The sequence below is a fragment of the Candidatus Planktophila lacus genome (genome assembly GCF_002288325.1).
Taxonomy (GTDB): domain Bacteria; phylum Actinomycetota; class Actinomycetes; order Nanopelagicales; family Nanopelagicaceae; genus Planktophila; species Planktophila lacus.
In genome coordinates, this window is sequence record NZ_CP016780.1 from 886732 (window position 1) to 907692 (window position 20961).

At 47.6% G+C, this 20961-nt stretch carries 21 protein-coding genes; all 21 read right to left on the reverse strand.

Annotation, left to right across the window (positions count from 1 at the left end; translation table 11 throughout):
• Positions 1–124: 124 nt before the first annotated feature.
• Positions 125–406, reverse strand: a complete 282-nt coding sequence (locus A1sIIB106_RS04465) for a YlxR family protein (protein ID WP_095677505.1) — start codon at positions 404–406, stop codon at positions 125–127.
• Between the two features lie 89 nt (positions 407–495).
• Entirely contained in the window at positions 496–1482 is a 987-nt protein-coding gene (gene nusA, locus A1sIIB106_RS04470; protein WP_095677506.1) for a transcription termination factor NusA, read from the reverse strand.
• Positions 1475–1978, reverse strand: a complete 504-nt coding sequence (gene rimP / locus A1sIIB106_RS04475; protein ID WP_095677507.1) for a ribosome maturation factor RimP — start codon at positions 1976–1978, stop codon at positions 1475–1477. The genes nusA and rimP overlap by 8 nt, the downstream gene beginning before the upstream one ends.
• Positions 1979–2049: 71 nt before the next feature.
• Complete coding sequence (locus tag A1sIIB106_RS04480; protein WP_095677508.1) at positions 2050–2835, reverse strand: sulfite exporter TauE/SafE family protein; 786 nt, start codon at positions 2833–2835, stop codon at positions 2050–2052.
• 1 nt (position 2836) lies between these two features.
• A complete protein-coding gene (locus A1sIIB106_RS04485; protein WP_095677509.1) occupies positions 2837–4570 on the reverse strand; it encodes a proline--tRNA ligase in 1734 nt (577 codons plus the stop codon).
• Positions 4571–4591: 21 nt separating this feature from the next.
• Positions 4592–5743, reverse strand: coding sequence for a flavodoxin-dependent (E)-4-hydroxy-3-methylbut-2-enyl-diphosphate synthase (gene ispG / locus A1sIIB106_RS04490; RefSeq protein ID WP_095677510.1), 1152 nt, complete (start codon positions 5741–5743; stop codon positions 4592–4594).
• Between the two features lie 55 nt (positions 5744–5798).
• Positions 5799–6947 carry a M50 family metallopeptidase gene (locus tag A1sIIB106_RS04495; protein ID WP_095677511.1) on the reverse strand — a complete coding sequence of 383 codons (1149 nt, stop codon included), beginning with the start codon at positions 6945–6947 and terminating at the stop codon, positions 5799–5801.
• Complete coding sequence (gene dxr / locus A1sIIB106_RS04500) at positions 6947–8092, reverse strand: 1-deoxy-D-xylulose-5-phosphate reductoisomerase (RefSeq protein ID WP_095677874.1); 1146 nt, start codon at positions 8090–8092, stop codon at positions 6947–6949. Before dxr ends, A1sIIB106_RS04495 begins: the two co-directional genes overlap by 1 nt.
• A 16-nt stretch (positions 8093–8108) precedes the next feature.
• Positions 8109–9107 (reverse strand): agmatinase, encoded by a 999-nt coding sequence (speB, locus tag A1sIIB106_RS04505; protein ID WP_095677512.1) that lies wholly within the window; start codon positions 9105–9107, stop codon positions 8109–8111.
• A 23-nt stretch (positions 9108–9130) separates the two neighbouring features.
• The gene (locus A1sIIB106_RS04510; protein WP_095677513.1) at positions 9131–10543 is read right to left on the reverse strand and encodes an NAD(P)/FAD-dependent oxidoreductase; all 1413 of its coding nucleotides are present in this window, start codon (positions 10541–10543) and stop codon (positions 9131–9133) included.
• 134 nt (positions 10544–10677) lie between these two features.
• On the reverse strand, positions 10678–11514 hold the full coding sequence (locus A1sIIB106_RS04515) for an ABC transporter permease (protein ID WP_095677514.1): 837 nt from the start codon (positions 11512–11514) through the stop codon (positions 10678–10680).
• Positions 11511–12359, reverse strand: coding sequence for an ABC transporter permease (locus tag A1sIIB106_RS04520; RefSeq protein WP_095677515.1), 849 nt, complete (start codon positions 12357–12359; stop codon positions 11511–11513). Before A1sIIB106_RS04520 ends, A1sIIB106_RS04515 begins: the two co-directional genes overlap by 4 nt.
• 12 nt (positions 12360–12371) lie before the next feature.
• Positions 12372–13520, reverse strand: a complete 1149-nt coding sequence (locus A1sIIB106_RS04525; RefSeq protein WP_095671299.1) for an ABC transporter ATP-binding protein — start codon at positions 13518–13520, stop codon at positions 12372–12374.
• Positions 13521–14696 (reverse strand): ABC transporter substrate-binding protein, encoded by a 1176-nt coding sequence (locus A1sIIB106_RS04530; protein WP_095677516.1) that lies wholly within the window; start codon positions 14694–14696, stop codon positions 13521–13523.
• A gap of 122 nt (positions 14697–14818) precedes the next feature.
• On the reverse strand, positions 14819–16246 hold the full coding sequence (locus A1sIIB106_RS04535; RefSeq protein WP_095677517.1) for a gamma-aminobutyraldehyde dehydrogenase: 1428 nt from the start codon (positions 16244–16246) through the stop codon (positions 14819–14821).
• A gap of 1 nt (position 16247) precedes the next feature.
• On the reverse strand, positions 16248–16733 hold the full coding sequence (locus A1sIIB106_RS04540) for a DinB family protein (protein WP_223299473.1): 486 nt from the start codon (positions 16731–16733) through the stop codon (positions 16248–16250).
• 10 nt (positions 16734–16743) lie between these two features.
• On the reverse strand, positions 16744–17874 hold the full coding sequence (gene rlmN, locus A1sIIB106_RS04545) for a dual-specificity RNA methyltransferase RlmN (protein ID WP_095677519.1): 1131 nt from the start codon (positions 17872–17874) through the stop codon (positions 16744–16746).
• The gene (locus tag A1sIIB106_RS04550; RefSeq protein WP_095677520.1) at positions 17871–18731 is read right to left on the reverse strand and encodes a phosphatidate cytidylyltransferase; all 861 of its coding nucleotides are present in this window, start codon (positions 18729–18731) and stop codon (positions 17871–17873) included. Before A1sIIB106_RS04550 ends, rlmN begins: the two co-directional genes overlap by 4 nt.
• Positions 18732–18750: 19 nt before the next feature.
• A complete protein-coding gene (gene frr / locus A1sIIB106_RS04555) occupies positions 18751–19314 on the reverse strand; it encodes a ribosome recycling factor (RefSeq protein WP_095671305.1) in 564 nt (187 codons plus the stop codon).
• Positions 19315–19373: 59 nt separating this feature from the next.
• Complete coding sequence (gene pyrH / locus A1sIIB106_RS04560) at positions 19374–20096, reverse strand: UMP kinase (protein ID WP_095671306.1); 723 nt, start codon at positions 20094–20096, stop codon at positions 19374–19376.
• A gap of 35 nt (positions 20097–20131) precedes the next feature.
• Positions 20132–20959: a translation elongation factor Ts gene (gene tsf / locus A1sIIB106_RS04565; RefSeq protein WP_095671307.1), complete on the reverse strand. Its 828-nt coding sequence runs from the start codon at positions 20957–20959 to the stop codon at positions 20132–20134.
• Positions 20960–20961 lie beyond the last annotated feature (2 nt).

Consider the following 20961-nt stretch of genomic DNA (forward strand, 5'->3'; position numbering starts at 1 on the left):
TGTCTTGGCCCGCAATCTTTATTCTAGATATTTATCTAGGGATGCGAGCCTTAGTTGTAAGACCTCATAATCTGAACGAGCTCATTTGAGTTTCATATCTTTCGCATCCATATCTTTAAGTTGACTACTGGTTTTCTAACTTTAAACGCTCATCTAAGAACGCTTTAAATTTTGAAATATCCGGCGCTTGCTCCAGCTTGAAGGCTGATTTAAACGCTTTCCGATCTATTGCGGTGTAGCCACAAGATAAGTGGAGCCAGGCTCCCCTACCGTGAGATTTTCCAACGCTTGTTGGAGTAATAACCCCGTCAAGACAGTTGACTCGCAATAGCTGCGAAGGCTCTTGAGATTTACGACAAACGATGCAGGTGCGTATCGGTTTGATACCTCTTTGCATTGCAGCCATTTCTCTAACCTTCAACAAGGGTTAAGGATAGCGAAGGGCGGCTATTTCACCTAAATCCCTGCGTAGCGGGTGCGTTTATTTGGGCCCAATCACCTAGGCGCAGTTGGCGTATCTGGATGGATATCAATGCGCCAACCTGTCAGACGTGCAGCCAATCGCGCATTCTGTCCATCTTTACCAATTGCAAGTGAGAGTTGGTAATCAGGCACTGTCACCTTTGCAGATCGCGTAGCAAGATCAACAATTTCAACCTTGGTAACTTTCGCTGGAGAGAGTGCATGTGCGACAAATTGTGCAGGATCTTCAGACCAATCGACGATATCAATCTTCTCACCGTGTAGCTCTTCCATCACTGCATTTGCGCGTGAACCCATCGGACCAATTAGAGATCCTTTAGGTGACACACCTGCGCGATGTGAGCGAACCGCCAACTTGGTGCGATGCCCTGCCTCGCGGGCAACTTCCATAATTTCAACGATGCGATCTTGGATCTCTGGAACTTCGAGTGCGAAGAGTTGTTTAACAAGCGCAGGGTGGCTGCGCGAGAGCATGATCTCTGGCCCTTTCATTCCCTGTTTAACTTCAACAACGAAGCACTTAATGCGATCGCCATGGTTGTAAACCTCACCAGGAACCTGCTCTTGTGGAGGGATTCGTCCTTCAACTTTGCCGAGGTTGACGTTAATCATCTTGGGATCACGACCTTGTTGCACAATTCCAGAGATAACATCGCCAACTGATGCGCTGAACTCGCCAACGATTTCGGCATCGTTATTGGCGCGCATCTTTAACTTGATGACTTGTCTAACTGTAGAAGTTGCAGTGCGTGCGAAACCTTCTGGTTCATCGCGATCTTCTGAGACTCGTTCGCCAAGCTCGTTAAAGGTTGGAACCCAGATAACGATCTCTCCAGTTTCGCGATCGATGCTGGCACGGGCTTGGCGCTTGGGCGCATCAGTCTCGTAATAAGCGGTCAAAACTCCTGCTTCAATTTCTGTAATCAAATCTTCCAGCGGCATCTGCTTATGGGTTGCCAGCGCAATTAGCGCATCGACATCGACCTGGCCTTTATTCATCGCCAGCCTCGTCAGTTAAATTCTGTGCTTCTTCTTTTCGATTAAATTCGATTTCAACTACCGCGCGCTTAACATCTGCGAAGTTAACGGTATGGGTTTTAATCCGACCCTTGATATTTTCAACAAGCGTGGCAGTTATTTCGTTAAATTCCGTGAGGCGACCTGTGGTAACAGTTCCATCTTGCAGAGTTACCTTTACCAAGCGAGTTAAGTTCTTGGTCCAGTGGCGAGGCAGAGTTAGCGGACGATCAACACCTGGTGAAGTTACCTCTAAGGTAAAAGGTGTTTCATCCATAAAGGTAGCGGTATCAAGCAGCTCGGAGATCAACCGTGAGACAACGGTAACTTGATCCAGGTTTAGCGGGCTTTGGCCATCAACGATGCAGGTAACTATGCGGTGGCTGCCAGCAGATGTTAATTGGACTTCTTCTAGGAAGAAACCGGCTTCAGTAACAGCGGGTTCGATCAACTGGGTAATTGATTGTGTCAGTGACACGTGTGACTCCTTTATTTACTTGTTATTTAGTTTTTTACTACGTCCCAAGTTTAGCACCGTTTAATTTATGGTTAACGCAGTGCGGTAAAGGTATCGAAGGCTACTTTTAGAATCAGCGCTGCTGTTATTCCCATAAAGACTTTTCGAACTAAACCTGAGCCGCCGCGTAGGGCTATGCGAACACCAATTAGCCCGCCACAGACATTTGCGATCGCCAGAGTGAGGCCGATTTTCCAGAGAATTTCACCGTTAACTCCAAAGACCAGAATGGCACCGCCGTTGGTAGCTACATTGACGACTTTAGCTATTGCAGAGGCTGATAGAAATGCAAATCCCATAACTGCAACCAGTAGAAGAATTAGAAAAGAACCGGTCCCTGGGCCGATGATGCCATCGTAGAAACCAATTACTAACGCCGCAACAGCCGAGATCTTCAACCGTTTGCTTTCGCTATGTCGCATGGATTCGATCTGACCTAACTGCGGACGTTTCCAGGTATAGATCAGAACTGCGATTAAGAGCGCAACAACTAGTGGTTTCAAAACTTCTGTTGGAATAAGTGAGGCAAGAGATGCTCCACCCATTGATCCGATGAAGGCAGGTATAGCCATAACGATCAATAACTTCGAGCTCACCTTAATGTTTCGGCGATATGTGAGCGCAGAAACTGTTGTTCCAAAGATAGATGGAACTTTATTTGTTCCGAGAACTACAACAGTTTCAGTTTTCGCAAGGCCAATCAACATTGCAGGAAGTTGAATTAGCCCTCCCCCGCCAGCGATCGCATCAATAAGTCCAGCGCAGAAAGCAGCAGCTGCCAGAAAGGCCAGTGTGTAGAGAGTTAGATCTGCAAACACTTTAGGAAAGTGATGCGATTAGAGTTGTGACGGCAGATATGGCATCGCCAACTGCAACTTCTGATTTCTCTCCTGATTTACGGTTACGGAGTTCAATCTTGCCATCTGCAAGTGATTTACCAACGACGATTATTACTGGAATACCAATTAGCTCGGCATCTTTGAATTTAACTCCAGCGCTTGGGTCGCGGCGATCATCGAGCATTACTGTGATGCCAGATGCCTCAAGCTTGGTTGCGATATCGAGTGCGGTATCGAAAGGCAGATCTTCTTTGCCAGTTGCTACGATATGTACTTTCGCAGGCGCTACTTCTAGCGGCCAAACGAGGCCAATCTCGTCATAACTCTGCTCAGCGATTGCAGCGACCGCGCGCGATACTCCGATTCCGTAAGAACCCATTGTGACGACTTGAGATTTACCGTTTTGGTCAAGCACGGTAAGACCAAGTGCATCTGCGTATTTGCGACCCAATTGGAAGATATGGCCAATCTCAATTGCGCGATCTATAACGACTGCAGTTGAACATTCTGGACATGAATCGCCTTCACGAATTTCAGCAGCTTCAACATATGCATCAGGTGTGAAGTCACGACCGTTAACTACGTTGCGGGCATGGCGATCTTTCTTATTTGCACCAGTTACCCAAGAAGTACCAGGTGCAACGCGAGGATCGGCGTATACAGTGATTCCAAACTTTCCAGCATCTTGTGGACCGATATATCCCTTAACTAAACCTGGGTGCTTTGCAAAATCTGCTTCTTCAAATACACGTAACTCTTCAACGCCGGGCAACCCTGCCTGCAGACGCTTAAGATCGACTTCGCGATCACCGGAAACCAAAACTGATATCGCTTTGTTATCGGCCATCAACAAAACATTTTTTAGAGTTGATGCACCGGTAAATCCACCACCGAATTTCGAATTGAGTACATCAACTAGTGAATCGATGGTTGGAGTATTTGGAGTATCGAGCTCTTCAAGCGCGGGAACTCCTGACGGATCAGCTGGTGCAACCTTGGTGATCATCGCTTCTACGTTGGCGGCGAATCCACACTTAGGACAGAGAACATAAGTGTCTTCACCGGTTGGGCAAGGCGCCAAGAACTCTTCAGATTTAGATCCACCCATCGCGCCAGAGACTGCCTTAACGATGTTGTATTTAAGGTGGAGGCGATCGAAGGTGGTGATGTAAGCATCGCGATGCTTATCATAAGAAATTCCTAGGCCCTCATCAGTTAAATCAAATGAGTAAGAATCCTTCATAACAAATTCGCGGCCGCGGATGATTCCGCTACGTGGGCGCGCTTCATCGCGGAACTTATTTTGAATCTGATAAATGGTCAACGGTAAGTCTTTATAGGATGAATATTCACCTTTAACCATCAAGGTAAACATCTCTTCGTGGGTTGGACCTAGTAAATAATCTCCACCTTTGCGATCTTGCAATCTAAAGAGCGATGGTCCGTACTCTTCCCAGCGATTGGTGGCCTCATATGCCTCTTTCGGCAAGAGCGCTGGAAAATGAACTTCCTGAAATCCAGCCTTATCCATTTCTTCACGGATGATATTTTCGACGTTGCGTAGAGTGATTACGCCAAGTGGCAACCATGAGTAAATTCCAGCCGCGATACGGCGGATATATCCCGCGCGCACTAAGAGCTTATGGCTTGGAACTTCTGCATCGGCAGGATCATCGCGCAGAGTGCGAAGAAATAGGCTGGACATGCGCAACATGGGCGCAACCTTATCGCGTAATTACTTAACTGTGACGGAAGGTTCGCCTGAACCAACGCCAGCGGCTTCCATTTCCTCGGCCAAACGCATCGCTTCTTCGATAAGAGTTTCAACGATCATCGCTTCAGGAACGGTCTTGATTACTTCACCCTTAACAAAGATCTGGCCTTTACCGTTTCCAGATGCAACTCCAAGATCTGCCTCGCGCGCTTCGCCGGGTCCATTTACGACACAACCCATAACTGCAACGCGAAGTGGAACTGTCATTCCTTCGAGTCCAGCTTGGACTTTTTCAGCCAAGGTATAGACATCTACTTGTGCGCGACCGCATGATGGGCAAGAGACAATCTCGAGCTTACGTTGGCGTAAGTTAAGTGATTCGAGAATTGAGATACCAACTTTTACTTCCTCAACGGGAGGTGCTGACATTGACACGCGAATTGTGTCCCCGATTCCTTCTGCGAGCAAAATTCCAAATGCGGTTGCAGATTTGATTGTTGCCTGGAAGGCAGGGCCTGCTTCGGTAACACCAAGGTGTAATGGATAATCACATTTTGCCGCCAAGATGCGATAAGCATTTACCATCGTTACCGGATCATGATGCTTAACTGAAATTTTTAAATCTGAGAAACCATGTTCTTCAAAGAGCGATGCTTCCCAGAGCGCAGATTCAGCGAGTGCCTCAGGCGTTGCTTTGCCGTACTTTGCAAGCAAACGTGGATCAAGTGAACCAGCGTTAACACCGATACGGATTGGGATACCTGCATCGCCTGCCGCTTTGGCTACCTCTTTAACCTTGTCATCAAATTGTTTGATATTTCCTGGATTTACACGGACCGCAGCACAACCAGCGTCGATTGCGGCAAAGATATATTTTGGTTGAAAGTGAATATCTGCGATAACTGGAATCTGTGATTTCTTTGCAATCTGAGCAAGCGCATCTGCATCATCTTGGCTTGGAACTGCAACACGAACAATCTGACAACCGGCAGCGGTTAGTTCAGCGATCTGCTGCAGAGTTGAATTCACATCGGCAGTTAGCGTTGTGCACATCGATTGAACGCTCACGGGTGAATCGCTACCTACCCCGACGTTGCCAACTCGCAACTGCTTCGTCTTACGTCGCGGATGAAGTGGAGCAGGAGGGGCGCTAGGAATTCCGAGATCAACCATGGGGCTATTCTGCACCAAAAATAGGTAATCGGCGATTTAACCGCCGCAGCGCTGCTTAGAAGTTGAGCGAAATTGGATTGAAGATATCTGCAATCAAAAGTAGGACTGTCAGCGCAGCCAAGATCACAAAGACCGTTGCAGTAATAGGTGTGAGCACTTGCACATCAATAGCGGCTGGTCTTGGCTTTCGGCGGATTCGTGCAAAGAGCGCACGAATTTCATCTGCAATAGCTACCGCCATATGGCCACCATCTAGTGGCAATATCGGTAAGAGATTAAAGAGACCTACAAAGATATTTAAACTAGCAACAATCAAAAGAAATGTTCCGAGACGTTCAGCCAGATCTAACTCACCGCTAGCTGCTGCTTGACCAGATACGCGGGCAACTCCGACGACTCCGACTAAACCATTTTGATCTCGTTCTTCGCCACCAAATGTCTGACCCCAAAGTGCAGGAATCTTGGTGGGAAGTTGTACAAGAGAGGTCGCTGATGCTGAAGTAAATCTCCAAGTTAACTCGGCTGCCCGAGTAACTGATGAGATTGGGCTCATCCGCTTGGTTCCGAATTCATTGATAATGCCGAGTACGTAACGTGATGTGCCATCTTCGATATCGGTCATGCGTGGTGCTGCCGAAATATCTTGAATAACACCGCCTCTTTCAATGGTGAAGGTGAGCGGGCGTCCGTCTGAGTTTCGGATCTTTAAAAGTTGATCTTGCCAATCGGTTGAGCGATCACCGTCAATTGCAATGATCTGATCACCTTTTTGAAAACCGGCCGCTGCTGCAGCGCTATTTGCGGCAACAGAATCAATGACGGGTAGAACTTGGTTTACGCCAACGCCAGCTAAGAGGACGAAGAGTAAGAGATAGCCGAGAACAAAATGAAGAAATGAACCAGCACCTAAGACAATTAATTTACGCCCTGATGATGCGCGATAGAAAGCACGGCCTTCTTCACCTTCTGGCATCTCATCGCGTGGAGTCATTCCGTCGATGCGGCAATAACCACCGGCTGGGATGGCTTTGATTCCGAACTCAGTTTCACCACGTTGACGCGACCAGATGCGCTTGCCAAATCCAACGAAGAACTCAGAGACTCGCATTCCGTAACGGCGCGCTGTGAGGTAGTGCCCAAATTCGTGAACCATCACTGAGAAGAGCAGGGCAAAGATAAAGGCGAGGATTCCGACGAGTTGCATTAACGGGCTGCTTTCTGAAGAAGTTCGGTGGCGATTGCTCGCGCATCCTCTTCGATGGCACTGACATCAGATAGATCACGCGGGGCGCTTGCCGATTTTCCGCCGAGCTTCTGGACGACTTCTTCAACTGTTTCCACGATCGAAGTAAAGCCAATTTTTCCTGAGATAAACGAGGCAACGCACACTTCGTTTGCCGCGTTGAAAATTGCAGGTAGTCCGCCGCCGAGCGCGCCACAACGTCGCGCCAAATCAATTGCTGGAAAGCGTTCGTTATCGATCGGTGCAAATGTCCAGGTATGAGATTGCGTCCAATCAATTGGCGCTGTTGCCGCCTTTACGCGATCTGGGTGGTTAATTGCGAAAGAGATTGGCCCCTTCATATTTGGAGGCGATGCTTGGGCAATCGTTGATCCATCTATGTACTCGACCATTGAGTGCACAACTGATTGCGGATGAATAACTGCTTCAATTTGTGAGTAAGGAATCGCAAATAGGTAGTGGGCTTCAATTATCTCAAGGCCCTTATTTACAAGCGTTGCAGAGTTAATTGTTACGACCGGACCCATCGACCAAGTTGGGTGGTTAAGCGCTTCTGCAACAGTGATCGCCGATAAATCAGTGCGGTCGCGAAATGGGCCTCCACTTGCGGTGAGAACTAACTTGGAAACTTCAGATTTCTTTCCACCCATTAGCGATTGCCAGAGAGCCGAATGTTCAGAATCAACCGGCAATAATTGATCAGGCTTTGCCAGAGACATCACTAATTCACCGCCTGCCACGAGTGATTCTTTATTGGCTAGGGCGAGGCGATTTCCCACACGAAGAGCTGCCAGAGTTGGGCCTAATCCAATTGAGCCAGTTATGCCATTTAAAACTACATCGCAAGTTATCGCTGCTATTTCAGTGGATGCCAGCGGCCCATCAATTACCGTTGCATTAGGTAGCGCAGCTTTAATTTGATCAGCGTTCTTAGTAACGCCAATTACGGGAACGTTGAATTTCTTTGCTTGGGAAATTAATAGTTCGGTATTACTGCCAGCTGCCGTTATAGCAACAACGCGAAATAGCGATGGATTGGCCTCAACAATTTCCAGTGCCTGAACACCAATAGATCCCGTTGAACCAAGGATTACTAAATCTTTCACTGCTGCTACCAATTAACTATCTATCGAGAAGATTTTGCGTTGGTGAATACGGAGTTCCGCTACGACGTTTTGCGATCGCAGATAAAGCTTCTAATACAACGCGGTTGGCAAGAATTGCGGTGATATCAGCGCTATCAAATGGAGGAGCAACTTCAACGACATCAATTCCGACAACGGGAAGTTCTAGACAGATACGACGCACTGCTTCAAGTAGTTCACGGCTAGTCATTCCACCTGGTTCGGGAGTTCCGGTGCCTGGAGCCATGCCTGGATCAACCACATCTATATCCACTGAGAGAAATACGCCATCGCATCCATCGGTAAGGGTTGCAAAGGATTCATCAAGAACTTTATTGAGCCCGCGGTGATGGATTTCTGTCATCTCGTATGAGCGCATACCTTGATCGCGCATCCAATTTAAAGTCTTGTCATCTGGCCAATATCCGCGAAGCCCTAGTTGCAGGAAGCGATCGCCACGAACCTGGCCTGATTCAATTAAGCGGCGCATAGGAGTTCCGTGGCCTATCAGCGCACCAAATTGATCTTCACCTGTATCAGCATGAGCATCGAAGTGGATCATGGAAATTTTGCCAAGGCCGCGGTGTTTTGCAATACCTGCAACATCTGCTGAAGCGATCGAGTGGTCTCCCCCAAGAATTACTGGAATCTTTCCAGCGCGCGAAATCTTTTCAGTCGCTTCTTCTAAAACTTTTAAGGATGAAACTAGATCTCCAGGTGGCATCAGCAAATCGCCTGCGTCATAAACCTTTAACGCCTTGAGCGCATCGATGCGCAGGGCAAGGTGTGGGCGCTCAGCATCATGTGGCAGATAATCTCCACCGCGAATTGCTTGCGGACCAAACTTAGTGCCGGAGCGATGTGAAGTTCCGGAATCAATTGGTGCGCCAACAATTATTACATCGGCATCGGCATAAGACTTTGGATCATCGAGATCGCATTGTTGGATACCGAGAAATGTAAAACTTGGTCCATACATATTGCCGTGGTTTGCCATTGGTTAAGGATAGTTGCTAATGATTAAGAATCGAACCCAAGGCCAAGCGAATCCAGGAGTTTTAGCCAGAGGTTGCGCTTGCCCTGGTGTTTATCTGCCTGATTGATCGACCACTGTGTGAGGCGGATAAAAATGAATCTGAGAGGTTCAGGTGGAAATGGCATCGGCTTCTTGCGAACCATCTTTAATCTGGTTCGTTCATTATCTTTACCGTCTAACAAATCGAGCATTACCTGGGCGCCAAAGCGCGTTGAACCAACACCCAAACCTGTGTAACCCAATACATATGCCACGCGTCCTCGATAAGCCATCCCCCAGAAAGGCGAGAAGCGCGAACAAGTATCGATTGCTCCTCCCCAACCATGGGTGAACTTAATTCCTCTAAGTTGCGGGAAGGTTTCTAAGAATGCTTCTGCCAGATGAGCATAAGTTTCGGCATCTGTTTCATACTCTTGGCGCACTTTGCCGCGGAAGTTGTAGATGGCATCGTATCCACCCCAAAGAATTTCATTATCTTTTGTCATTCGATAGTAATGGAACTGATTACCCGCATCAGATAGACCTTCGCGCTCATCCCAACCGATAGATTCGAGTTGTTCCGCGCTCAAAGGTTCGGTAACTAGTTGGAAGTCATAGACAGGTACTACATATTTATGCGCGCGCTTAATCAGTGACTTGAAAACATTTGTAGCAAGTGCAACCTTTGTGGCATAAACGCTTCCATATGGAGTGTGAACGATCATGCCGTTCTTGGTGCGCTCTAAACGATCAACGCGTGAATTTTCAAATATCTTTACACCCAGGCTTATGCATGCTCGCTCTAGCCCCCAAACTAATCGGGCCGGATCAACTAGAGCAGTTCCGTCAGGATCCCAGAGAGCTCCTTTGTAGATTGGAGATTTAATTCGGGATTGAATTTGTTGCTGAGATAAGAGTTCAACGTTGTCTCCGAATGAATTTCGGAGATTGGCTTCTTCCTCTAAGCCCTTCATCTGCCAATCTTCAACTGCAACTCGAAGTTCACCGTTCCATTCGAAATCACATTCGATGCCGTACTTCTTTATCGTCGCCTCGATAGCATCTAAATTCTCACGACCTAGCTTTTCAATGACAGCCATCTCATCTTTAAATCGGCCATACCCATTCATGAATCCATGGGTGAGCGAGTAACTGCAGAAACCGCCGTTACGACCGGAAGCGCCCGCGCCCGTTTCGCGTTGTTCGACAACAACAACTTCGCGCTCGGGATTTGCTTCCTTTGCTAAGAGCGCAGTCCAGAGACCGGTGTAACCGGCACCAACAATGCACAGATCAGATGTCACATCGCCGATAAGAGTTGGATGTGGAAGTGGCTCTAGTGGATCTTCATCCAACCAATAGAGCTGGGGTTGCATCTGCGATAAATGTTTAAGAATAGAAGGATCGATGGTAGCCATCGCTTTTTCCGGGAGCGCCCGGAAATCACCTCTTCAATTACTACTAGTAGTTGTCCCGGGTCCTCCGGAGTCCAACCCCATAACGCAGGTTTCCTGATTTACAACCTGTGGTTCGTTATAGATATCGCTTTATATTAGCGGGCTTTACGGCGATTTACTATCTGACCCGCCAGAACTATCGCAAGGGCAAGGAAGAACATGCTTGAGGCAATTACATTTGCTTGGGCGGGGATACCGCGAGCGGCCGCTGTATAAACAAATTTGGGAAAAGTTATAACAGTTCCTGAGTTGAAATTGGTAATAATAAAGTCGTCAAAGGAAAGACTAAATGCCAATAGCGCAGCGCCTGCAATACCAGGTGCTACCAGCGGAAGTGTTACTCGGCGGAAAGTTTGAAATTCATTGGCATACAAATCCATCGCAGCTTGTTCAAGTCGCGGATCAAGGCTGGCGATTCGCGCCTTCACTGTAACTACAACGAAGGAGATACAGAAAACCACATGCGCAATAACAGTTGGCCAAAATCCTGGGTTGATGTGAAGTACCAGGAAGAGAGAAAGCAACGATGCGCCAAGGACAATTTCAGGGGTAGCCATCGGTAAAAAGATCAAAAGATTTGAGGTTGATCTGCCTCTAAATTTATGGCGGCCTATTGCAAATGCAATCATTGTTCCGAGGATCGTTGAGAAGATCGTTGCCAGTAGGCCGATCTTGATCGAATTTGCTAAGGCGTTACAGACTTCAGGTGCACCACAAGGGTTCTGCCAATTATCGAGAGTAAAGCCCTTCCAGATTAGGTTGCTTTTTCCGGAATCATTAAATGAGAATGCAAAGGTGTAGGCAACTGGAATAAAGAGATAGGTGAAGGCCAAGAACATATAAACGCGGATTAAATTACGTCCAAACCAACGTTGGAATCTAAGAACCGGAGAAATTGTTGGCGCTTTTGCTTCAGCGATCTTCTTGCTCATACCAACTCCTCCGTTCCGGCCTTGCGGATATAGAGCGTTACCAAGATCAAGATTGCGGCCATCAAGGTAAATGAAAGTGCGGCGGCAGTTGGGTAATCAACAATCTTGAAGTAGCGAGATTCAATAACGTTACCGATCATCTTGGTATTTGGGCTGCCCAAGATCGCAGCATTTACATAGTCACCGGCTGCTGGAATAAATGTCAGCAACGTTCCGGCAACTACACCTGGCATTGATAGAGGCAGAGTGACTTTACGGAAGGTAGTAAATCCATTGGCATATAGATCACCTGATGCCTCAAGCGTGCGTGGATCAATACGATCGATCGAGGCATATAGCGGCAAGGTCATAAAGGGCAAGAAGTTATAGGTCATACCCATGACCACTGCAAAGGCGGTTGAAGTTAAAGTCGTGCTATCGCTGATAATTCCGATTGTTCGCAGAGTCGGAACTACGAATCCTTCTTCACCAAGTATCTGCTTCCAGGCAACTGTGCGAAGAATGAAAGATGTAAAGAACGGAGCGACGACTAGAACTAAGAAGAAGTTTTTATATTTGCCTGATTTAAAGGCGATTGCATAGGCCAGCGGATAAGAGATCGCTAGCGCTAGCAACGTTGCGATAAGTGCGTAGATAAATGAGCGGCCGAACTGTTCCTTATTCTCTATAAAGGCATCGATATAGTTTGCGAATCGGAAGGTTTGTTCGTATTGGCCGGTATCTCCCCCGCTTAAGGGCGTCTGGGTAGATGTCTGTGCCAAATTCGCGATCGGCAGGATGAAGAAGGTAAAGAGGAATGCAAAACCTGGCAAAAGAAGGAGGTAAGGCGTTCTGATCTTTTGCATCGAAGTTGCGACTTACTCTTCGTCTAGATCTTCGGGATTTACTTCAGAGCCAGCAGTTACATCTTCATCGCCGCGAAGTGCGAATGTGAAGACTGGCGCCCAAGAAATGTTCACGGCATCGCCCTTATTAAATGGCGCGACTCCATCATCATTTTGTTCAAAGACCATTAGCTCTTGTCCCCAAGGCATTTCCACCTGGTACTGGGTTGATACGCCGATGTAAGAAACATCTTCGATGCGTCCGCCGGTTAGAACGTTTCCGGAGACCGGTGTATCTAGCAACGAAATACGGAATTTTTCAGGGCGAATACCCGCATACATTGAGTTATCTACTGCATGCGAACGGTTCTTAGGAAGTGAAATCTTCTGTCCATAAAGATCGGCGATGATTGAATCGCCATCGTTTCCGGTGATTGTTCCCTTAATTAGATTTGATTGACCGAGGAAGTTCGCAACAAAAGCGGTCTCTGGATTGTCATAGAGATCTGCAGGAGATCCCATCTGCTCGATCTTTCCTTCATTCATAACCGCAATCGTGTCGGCCATAGTCATGGCTTCTTCTTGATCGTGAGTTACGTGAACGAAAGTAAGACCAACTTCTTTCTGAATCCATTTAAGTTCGATCTGCATTTGGCGACGCAATTTAAGATCGAGCGCGCCAAGTGGTTCATCGAGAAGTAGAAGTGCTGGACGGTTAACGATCGCACGAGCAAGTGCGATGCGTTGTTGCTGTCCACCAGATAGCTGAGTCGGTTTGCGACCTGCCAGATGCGGAAGCTCGACGAGGTTAAGAACTTTATTGACTTCGGCATCAACATCTTTAATGCCGCGACGGCGCAGGCCGAAGGCGATATTTTCAAAGATCGTTAAATGTGGGAAGAGCGCGTAGTTCTGAAAAACGGTATTGATTGGACGCTGATACGGCTTTGTAGTCGTGATATCCGTTTCACCTAAGTGAATGCTGCCAATCGTTGGTTCTTCAAGTCCTGCGATCATGCGCAAGGTTGTTGTCTTACCGCACCCTGAAGGTCCAAGTAGTGCAAAGAATGAACCTTTAGGGATGGTAAGTGAAAGATCATCTACCGCCTTGAAATCACCATACTCTTTAGTGATTCGAGTAAGTATTAAATCCCCTCGCGCCGAACTAGCGTCAAAAGACACTTAGTTGCCGGCGGCCTTCTGGAACGCTTCGGTCCAAGCAGTCTCTTCTGTTGGTGTTAGCGAACGGAAGACGCTGAGGTTCTTCATAGTTGCTTCAGTTGGGAAGATGTATTCGCTCTTAGCTAGATCTGGATCGATTTTTTCCATCTCAGCTTGAGCGCCCTTAACTGGAGTTACATAGTTAACGTAGGCAGCAACCTCTGCTGCAATCGCTGGGTCGTAGTACCAGTTGATCAACTTTTCAGCACTTGCCTTAGCTTCTGGAGTTGCAGTTGATGGGATCAAGAGGTTGTCACCTGAAATAGTTCCGCCTGATTCAGGAATTGCGAAGTCGAACTTGCCTTCATTCTCTGATGCCAAGATAAACATATCTCCTGACCAACCGATGACTGCTGTTGCATCGCCTGAAGTCAGATCTTCTGCGTATTCGTTGCCCTTTACGCCGCGAATCCAACCATCTGAAATCTTTCCAGCCATGAAATCAACAGCATTCATGTACTGATCTTCAGTAACAGTTGCAGGATCTGCACCTTGCGCTAGCAAGATAATGCCGATTGTGTCGCGAAGCTCAGAGAGCACAACGATCTTTCCCTTATTTGCTGGAGCAAAGAGATCATCGAGAGTGCGAATACCTTTTGGGTTCTTCTCAGTATTCCAACCGAAACCACCCATGATGCCTTGCCAGGTAAGTGTTGATTCGCGGTTTGGGTCGTAAGAAGGTGATGCAAGAGTGTCGAGAATATTTGTCTTATTTGGAATATTTGCAGCATCAAACTTCTGCGCATAACCAAGGCGAATCCAACGAGCCGCCATCCAGTCAGTTGGGCTGACTAGGTCATAACCAATATCTTCGTTGAGCTTTAACTGCGCTTGAACTTTTCCGTAGAACTCGTCGTTGTCGTTGTAATCTTCAAAGTATTTAGTTGCAATACCAGTTGCTTCAGTGAACTTATCGAGTGTTGGATAAGTCTTATTTTCTTCATCGAAATCTAAGTAGAGAGGCCAGTTGCCCCAACGAACTAATTCACCTGATGCAGCAGAATCTCCGCCTGAACCACATGCGGCGAGCGCACCAGCAGCGCCAACGCCACCGATACCTGCGAGAACTGCGCGACGTGAAACACGTGCGTTGATGATTGAACGTGCTTCTGGTGATAGAGGTGACTTCTTAGCCATGTTGATGGGCTCCTTTTTGATTTTCCGGAACAAGGGACGGTTGTGCAGGGCTCATTATGTAACCGATTTGCCCTGCACGCCAAACAATTTCGCTGTGATTTAGCGAAAATTTATCTTAATTTTTACCCGTTTAGGTTGGTCATGACGTGCTTGATGCGGGTGTAATCCTCGAAGCCGTAGCTCGAAAGATCCTTGCCGTATCCAGAGCGCTTGAAGCCGCCGTGTGGCATCTCGGCAACGATTGGGATATGGGTATTGATCCAGACGCATCCGAAGTCAAAGGCCTTGGCCATACGCATCGCGGTGCCGTGATCCTTGGTCCAGACAGATGAAGCCAGACCGTACTCGACGCCGTTTGAAAGCGCGATCGCTTCCGCCTCATCCTTAAATTTTTGGATCGTAATGACCGGTCCGAAGATTTCAGATTGGATGTGCTCATCCTGCTGACGAAGGTCTGCGATCACAGTTGGCGCGATGAAATAACCGGCGCGATCTAGGGCTGACCCACCTGCGACCACACGCGCATGTGATGGAACGCGATCTAGGAAACCTTTAACGCGCTCGAATTGAGCGGCATTATTTACTGGACCAACGATGACATCTTCATTTGGCATACCAACTGCGATCTCGTTAGTTGCTTGGTGGGCGAGAAGTTTGACCATCTCTTCATACACACCCTCTTGCACCAAGACGCGAGTTGCTGCGGTGCAATCTTGACCTGAGTTGAAGAATCCTGCGATCGCGATACCTGCTGCAGCTGCTTCCAGATCTGCATCATTAAAGACTACAACTGGAGCTTTACCACCGAGTTCAAGGTGAACGCGCTTTAACTGCTTAGCGGCGCTTCCGGCAACTTCCATACCCGCGCGCACTGAACCAGTAATTGAAACCATCGCTGGCGTTGCATGCTCAACAACAGCTTTTCCAGTTTCGCGTTCACCACAAATCACATTGATTACGCCATCAGGCAAAAATTCGCCCATGATCTCGGCCATAAATACTGTTGATGCTGGAGTTGTATCACTTGGCTTAAGTACAACCGAGTTACCGGCAGCAATTGCAGGTGCCCACTTCCAAACCGCCATCATCATTGGGTAGTTCCAAGGTGTTACTTGGCCGCAAACGCCAACTGGTTCGCGACGAATAAATGAGGTCATTCCCTTCATATATTCACCAGCAGATTTGCCCTCTAAGTTACGAGCTGCGCCTGCGAAGAAGCGGATCTGATCAATCATTGGTGGAACTTCTTCAGATGTAGTCAGTCCAATTGGCTTTCCGCAGTTCTCGGACTCAATGGCGATGATTTCATCAGCGCGAGACTCGATCGCATCGGCAATTTTAAGGAGCGCGCGTTGGCGCTCTGAAGGAGTTGAATCACGCCATTCGGTGAAGGCGTTAGCGGCAGCAGACATTGCCTTATCGACATCGGCCACGTTTGAATTCGGTGCAGTAGCAAATGCTTGTCCTGTTGCTGGGTTAATCAGCGTGGTTGTCTCACCCGATGATGAGTCAACGAGCTTGCCATTAACAAAGTTCTGCAACTTTTTCATTTTACTTCTGCCCCTTTACCGCGCGAATTAGTTGATCACCGTGATCAACTGGATGTTTGGAATAACCTTCTAACCATTTAGCAATTGTGTAGTGACCGGATTCTGAGTGAACCCCAGACTTTTCCAGATCTGACTCTTGCAGACGCTTAACAATGTCGAGTGAACCAGCCCGTACTGCAGCAAAGATAGCAATTGAGTTTTCAACTGGTGCGCTTTCATAACCAAGTTGCGGAGCAGTTGCCCAAAGATTTTCGTCATAACCTTGAATAATCGATCCTTCAGGTTCTGCAACTAAACGACGCAAGCGCGCATAAGACTGCGCTTCTGAATCTGCTAAGTGATGAATAATCTGACGAGCAGACCAACCTTCAGCATCTTTAACATCTAACTGATCCGCGGTTACTCCGCGCGCCAAATTTAAAAAATATTGAGTAGAAGATTCGTAGACTGCGGCCAATTCTTGGATGCTCATGCCCTGTGTATTCATGTCTTGGAGTCTATTTACTCTTTTCGGCTGCTGCCAACTGTCCGCAGGCGCCATCTATCTCGCGCCCGCGCGTATCGCGCACAGTCACGGGAACTCCATAGTTCTCCAGGATTCGGACAAACTCTTCCTCGTCTTCGCGGCGCGATGCGGTCCATTTCGAACCAGGCGTTGGGTTAAGCGGGATCAAGTTCACGTGGGCGTTGCGGCTCTTGAGTAAACGCCCCAATAAATCTGCGCGCCAAGATTGATCATTGATATCGCGAATTAGCGCATACTCGATTGAATAACGGCGCCCAGTCTTCTTCTCATATGCATCGGCTGCAGCCAGAACTTCGCGAACATTAAAGCGCGAGTTAATTGGCACAAGTGAATCGCGGAGTTCATCATCTGGCGTATGCAGAGAAACCGCCAAGGTGCAGTTGATGCCCTCATCCATTAACTTCTCAATCCCATTTACCAAACCAACTGTGGAAACTGTTACTGAACGAGCGGAAATTCCTAAACCATCTGGGTTTGGATCTGTGATGTTGCGAAGCGTGCGTACAACTGCGTTGTAATTTGCAAGTGGCTCGCCCATTCCCATAAACACGATATTAGAAAGACGCGCTTCTCCCCCAGGGAGTTCGCCATTTGCACAAGCTCGCGCTGCAGCCACAATCTGTTCGGTGATTTCACCAGCAGTTAGATTTCGAGTTAGACCAGCTTGACCGGTCGCACAGAACGGACAGTTCATTCCGCATCCTGCTTGAGATGAGATGCAAACGGTTACACGATCTGTATAACGCATTAATACAGATTCAACTAAAACACCATCATGCAATTTCCAGAGATCTTTCCGGGTCATGCCGTTGTCAGTAGTTCGTGATGTAACAAGTTGAATTAACTTTGGTGTTAGCGCATCAGCAATTGATTGACGTTCAGCCGTTGGGATATCGGTCCACTCTTCAGGGTTATTAGATAAGTGAGAGAAATAGTGAGTTGCAACCTGCGAGGCACGAAAAGGTTGCAGGCCAAGTTCCTTCGCCCAGATCTTGCGATCAGCAGGAGATAGGTCCGCTAAATGTTTTGGCGCCTTCTTGCGTTGCGGTGGCTCATCGAAAACTAATTTGAGTTCAGGATTTGCATCAGGTCTGGTGCTCATAAAATCCCTGAATCTTGTGCGCGATGCACAATTTCAAGGGCAAGCCATAGCGCAGGAGCGGCAAACAAAACTGAATCTAGGCGATCCATAATTCCGCCATGGCCGGGCAAGAGATTTCCCATATCTTTTATCGCCATATCGCGCTTTAGAGCAGATTCAATTAGATCTCCTGATGTTGCGGTGAAAACAGTTAATAGTCCAGCGAGTGCGCCTAACCACCACTCGGCGCCCATAATGTAATGAAATGCGATAGCGCCACCTGCAATAGTAAATACAAGTGAGCCAAGTAAGCCTTCTATGGTTTTCTTGGGACTGATCTTTGGCGCAAGTGGATGCTTGCCGAAAAGTACGCCAGTTAAATAAGCGAAGGTGTCATTACATCCAACCAAGACTACAAAAGTCATGACGCGCTCTAGCCCATTGCTCGGGCGAGCCAACAAGATTAAGAAGCCTGCTAAAAATGGTAGATAGACAAGTGCAAGTGCGGATGCGGATGCGGTTTTAACAAAGTTAACCGTTCCTCGTGGAAGTAGTAGAACCAAGAGGCAAGGAAAGGCAATTGCAGTAGCTACGGCTAGACCTGAGATTCCGCCGAACCAGGTAGCGGCACATAGGCCAACTGCAGCCGTAGTAAGTGACCAAAGTGGAATATGAATATCAATTGCAGTGAATGCTTTATTTAGCTCGCGAATTCCGAGTACTACCGCAATCGTAACCACTAGGGCAAAAATTGCGCGCTGATAAGCAAGTGCAAACCAAACAAGTGCGATTAGCGATAGCGAGACAGCGATAGAAGGAAGGAGTTTTCTTCCCGCACGCTTATTAATCGCCTCGTTTATCGAATGTAAATCAGACACTTGTTTGTATTAAGAACTTCTAGACCTCTAGAAGTTCAGCCTCCTTATGCTTTAAGAGTTCATCGATCTTGGTGACGTGCTCTGATGTAACTTTTTCAAGTTCTTTCTCGCCACGCGCTAAATCATCTTTTCCAATGTCGCCATCTTTTTCGAGTTTTTCCATAAGTTCTTTGGCGGCACGGCGAATATTGCGGATTGAAACCTTTGAATCTTCCGCCTTACCTTTGGCTACTTTGATGTAATCCTTACGACGTTCCTCAGAAAGTTGTGGCAGTGCAACGCGAATAACCACGCCATCATTGCCGGGATTTACACCGAGATCTGATTCGCGGATCGCCTTTTCAATGCTCGCCATCGCTCCTTTATCAAAAGGGGCAACGATTGCCATGCGCGCTTCGGGTACTTGAATTGAAGCTAGTTGCGAAAGAGGTGTGTAGGTACCGTAATAATCAACCATGATCTTATTGAAGAGCGCAGGGTGAGCACGACCGGTGCGGATCGTTGCAAAGTCATCCTTGGCAACTTCTACAGCCTTATCCATCTTGCTCTGAGCATCGGCTAGAGCACTTGCTACATCTGCCATTTTCTAACTCCTCTAATTTGGTAAAGCTTTGGTAAATCTCTGGGAAAACTTTTTTAAAATTAAGAAACTAACGTGCCAATCTTTTCGCCACGAACTGCGCGTGCGATATTGCCGCTTGCCATCAAATCGAAAACGATGATCGGTAGCTTATTTTCACGGCAGAGGCTAAACGCTGCGGCATCTGCGACAGCGAGTGATTTGGAGAGAACTTCGTTATAGGAAATCTCATCGAACTTTGTAGCTGATGCATCCTTCTTTGGATCTGCGCTATAAACGCCATCAACGCCGCTCTTGGCCAGAAGCAAAGCTTCAGAACCGATTTCAAGTGCGCGCTGTGCGGCAACTGTGTCGGTTGTAAAGAATGGCATTCCAGCGCCTGCGCCGAAAATTACTACGCGACCTTTTTCAAGGTGGCGAATTGCCCGACGCGGAATGTAAGGCTCTGCAACTTGACCCATGGTGATCGCGGTTTGTACGCGAGTGTCAACGCCTTCTTTTTCTAGAAAATCTTGGAGCGCAAGACAGTTCATAACTGTTCCGAGCATTCCCATGTAGTCAGCGCGGGCGCGATCCATACCAACTTGCTGAAGTTCGGCGCCGCGGAAGTAATTACCGCCACCAACTACAACTGCCATTTGCACGCCAGTTTTTACAACATCTTTAATTTGCTTTGCGACATCGCGCATCACATCGATATCTACGCCGATGCCTTTTTCTCCCCCGAAAACTTCTCCGGAAAGTTTAAGGAGCACCCGCCGATACGTTCCTCTTGTACCGGGCATGGGTGCTCCTTTTCTAAAACGTTGTTCTGGCTAGTTTACTGACCTACGCGGAAACGGTGGAATGCCTTGACGGCGGTTCCTGCCTCATCGAGGATCTGCTTGACGGTCTTCTTCGCATCTTTAGCGAAAGCCTGCTCGATCAAGGAAACTTCCTTGACGAAGCCGGTTACGCGACCTTCGATGATCTTTGAAAGTGAAGCCTCTGGCTTACCTTCTTCGCGAGCTGTTTCTTCAGCGATGCGTCGCTCATTTTCGATGAGATCTGCAGGAACATCTTCGCGATTCACAAACTTAGGTGCGAATGCGGCGATGTGCTGGGCAATATCTTTACCAACTTCAGCTGCTTCTTTAGCAAGTGAAACTAGTACGCCAACTTGTGGTGGAAGATCTGGTGAAGTCTTGTGTAGGTAAAGTCCAACTGGACCATCTACAACAGCGACGTTACGAATTTCGATCTTCTCACCGAGTGTTGCGTTGCCTTCATCTATAACTGATTGAACGCTCTTGCCATTAGACATTGTTGAAGCAAGGAATGCCTCAACGGTTGCTGTCTTTGAAGCAAGTAGGTGATCAACTAGTTCATCACCAAGTGCGATAAAACGCTCGCCCTTTGCAACGAAGTCTGTTTCGCAGTTGAGCTCGAGCATTACGCCGAGGTCTCCTGAAACCTTTGCAACTACTAGACCATTTGAAGTTAAGCGACCTTCGCGCTTGGTAACTCCCTTAAGTCCTTTTACACGGATGAGATCGAGGGCTTTGTCATAATCGCCATCTGCTTCATCAAGTGCCTTCTTGCAATCGAGCATTCCTGCTGCAGTTGCTTCGCGAAGACGTTTTACATCATCTGCTGAATAGTTAGCCAATT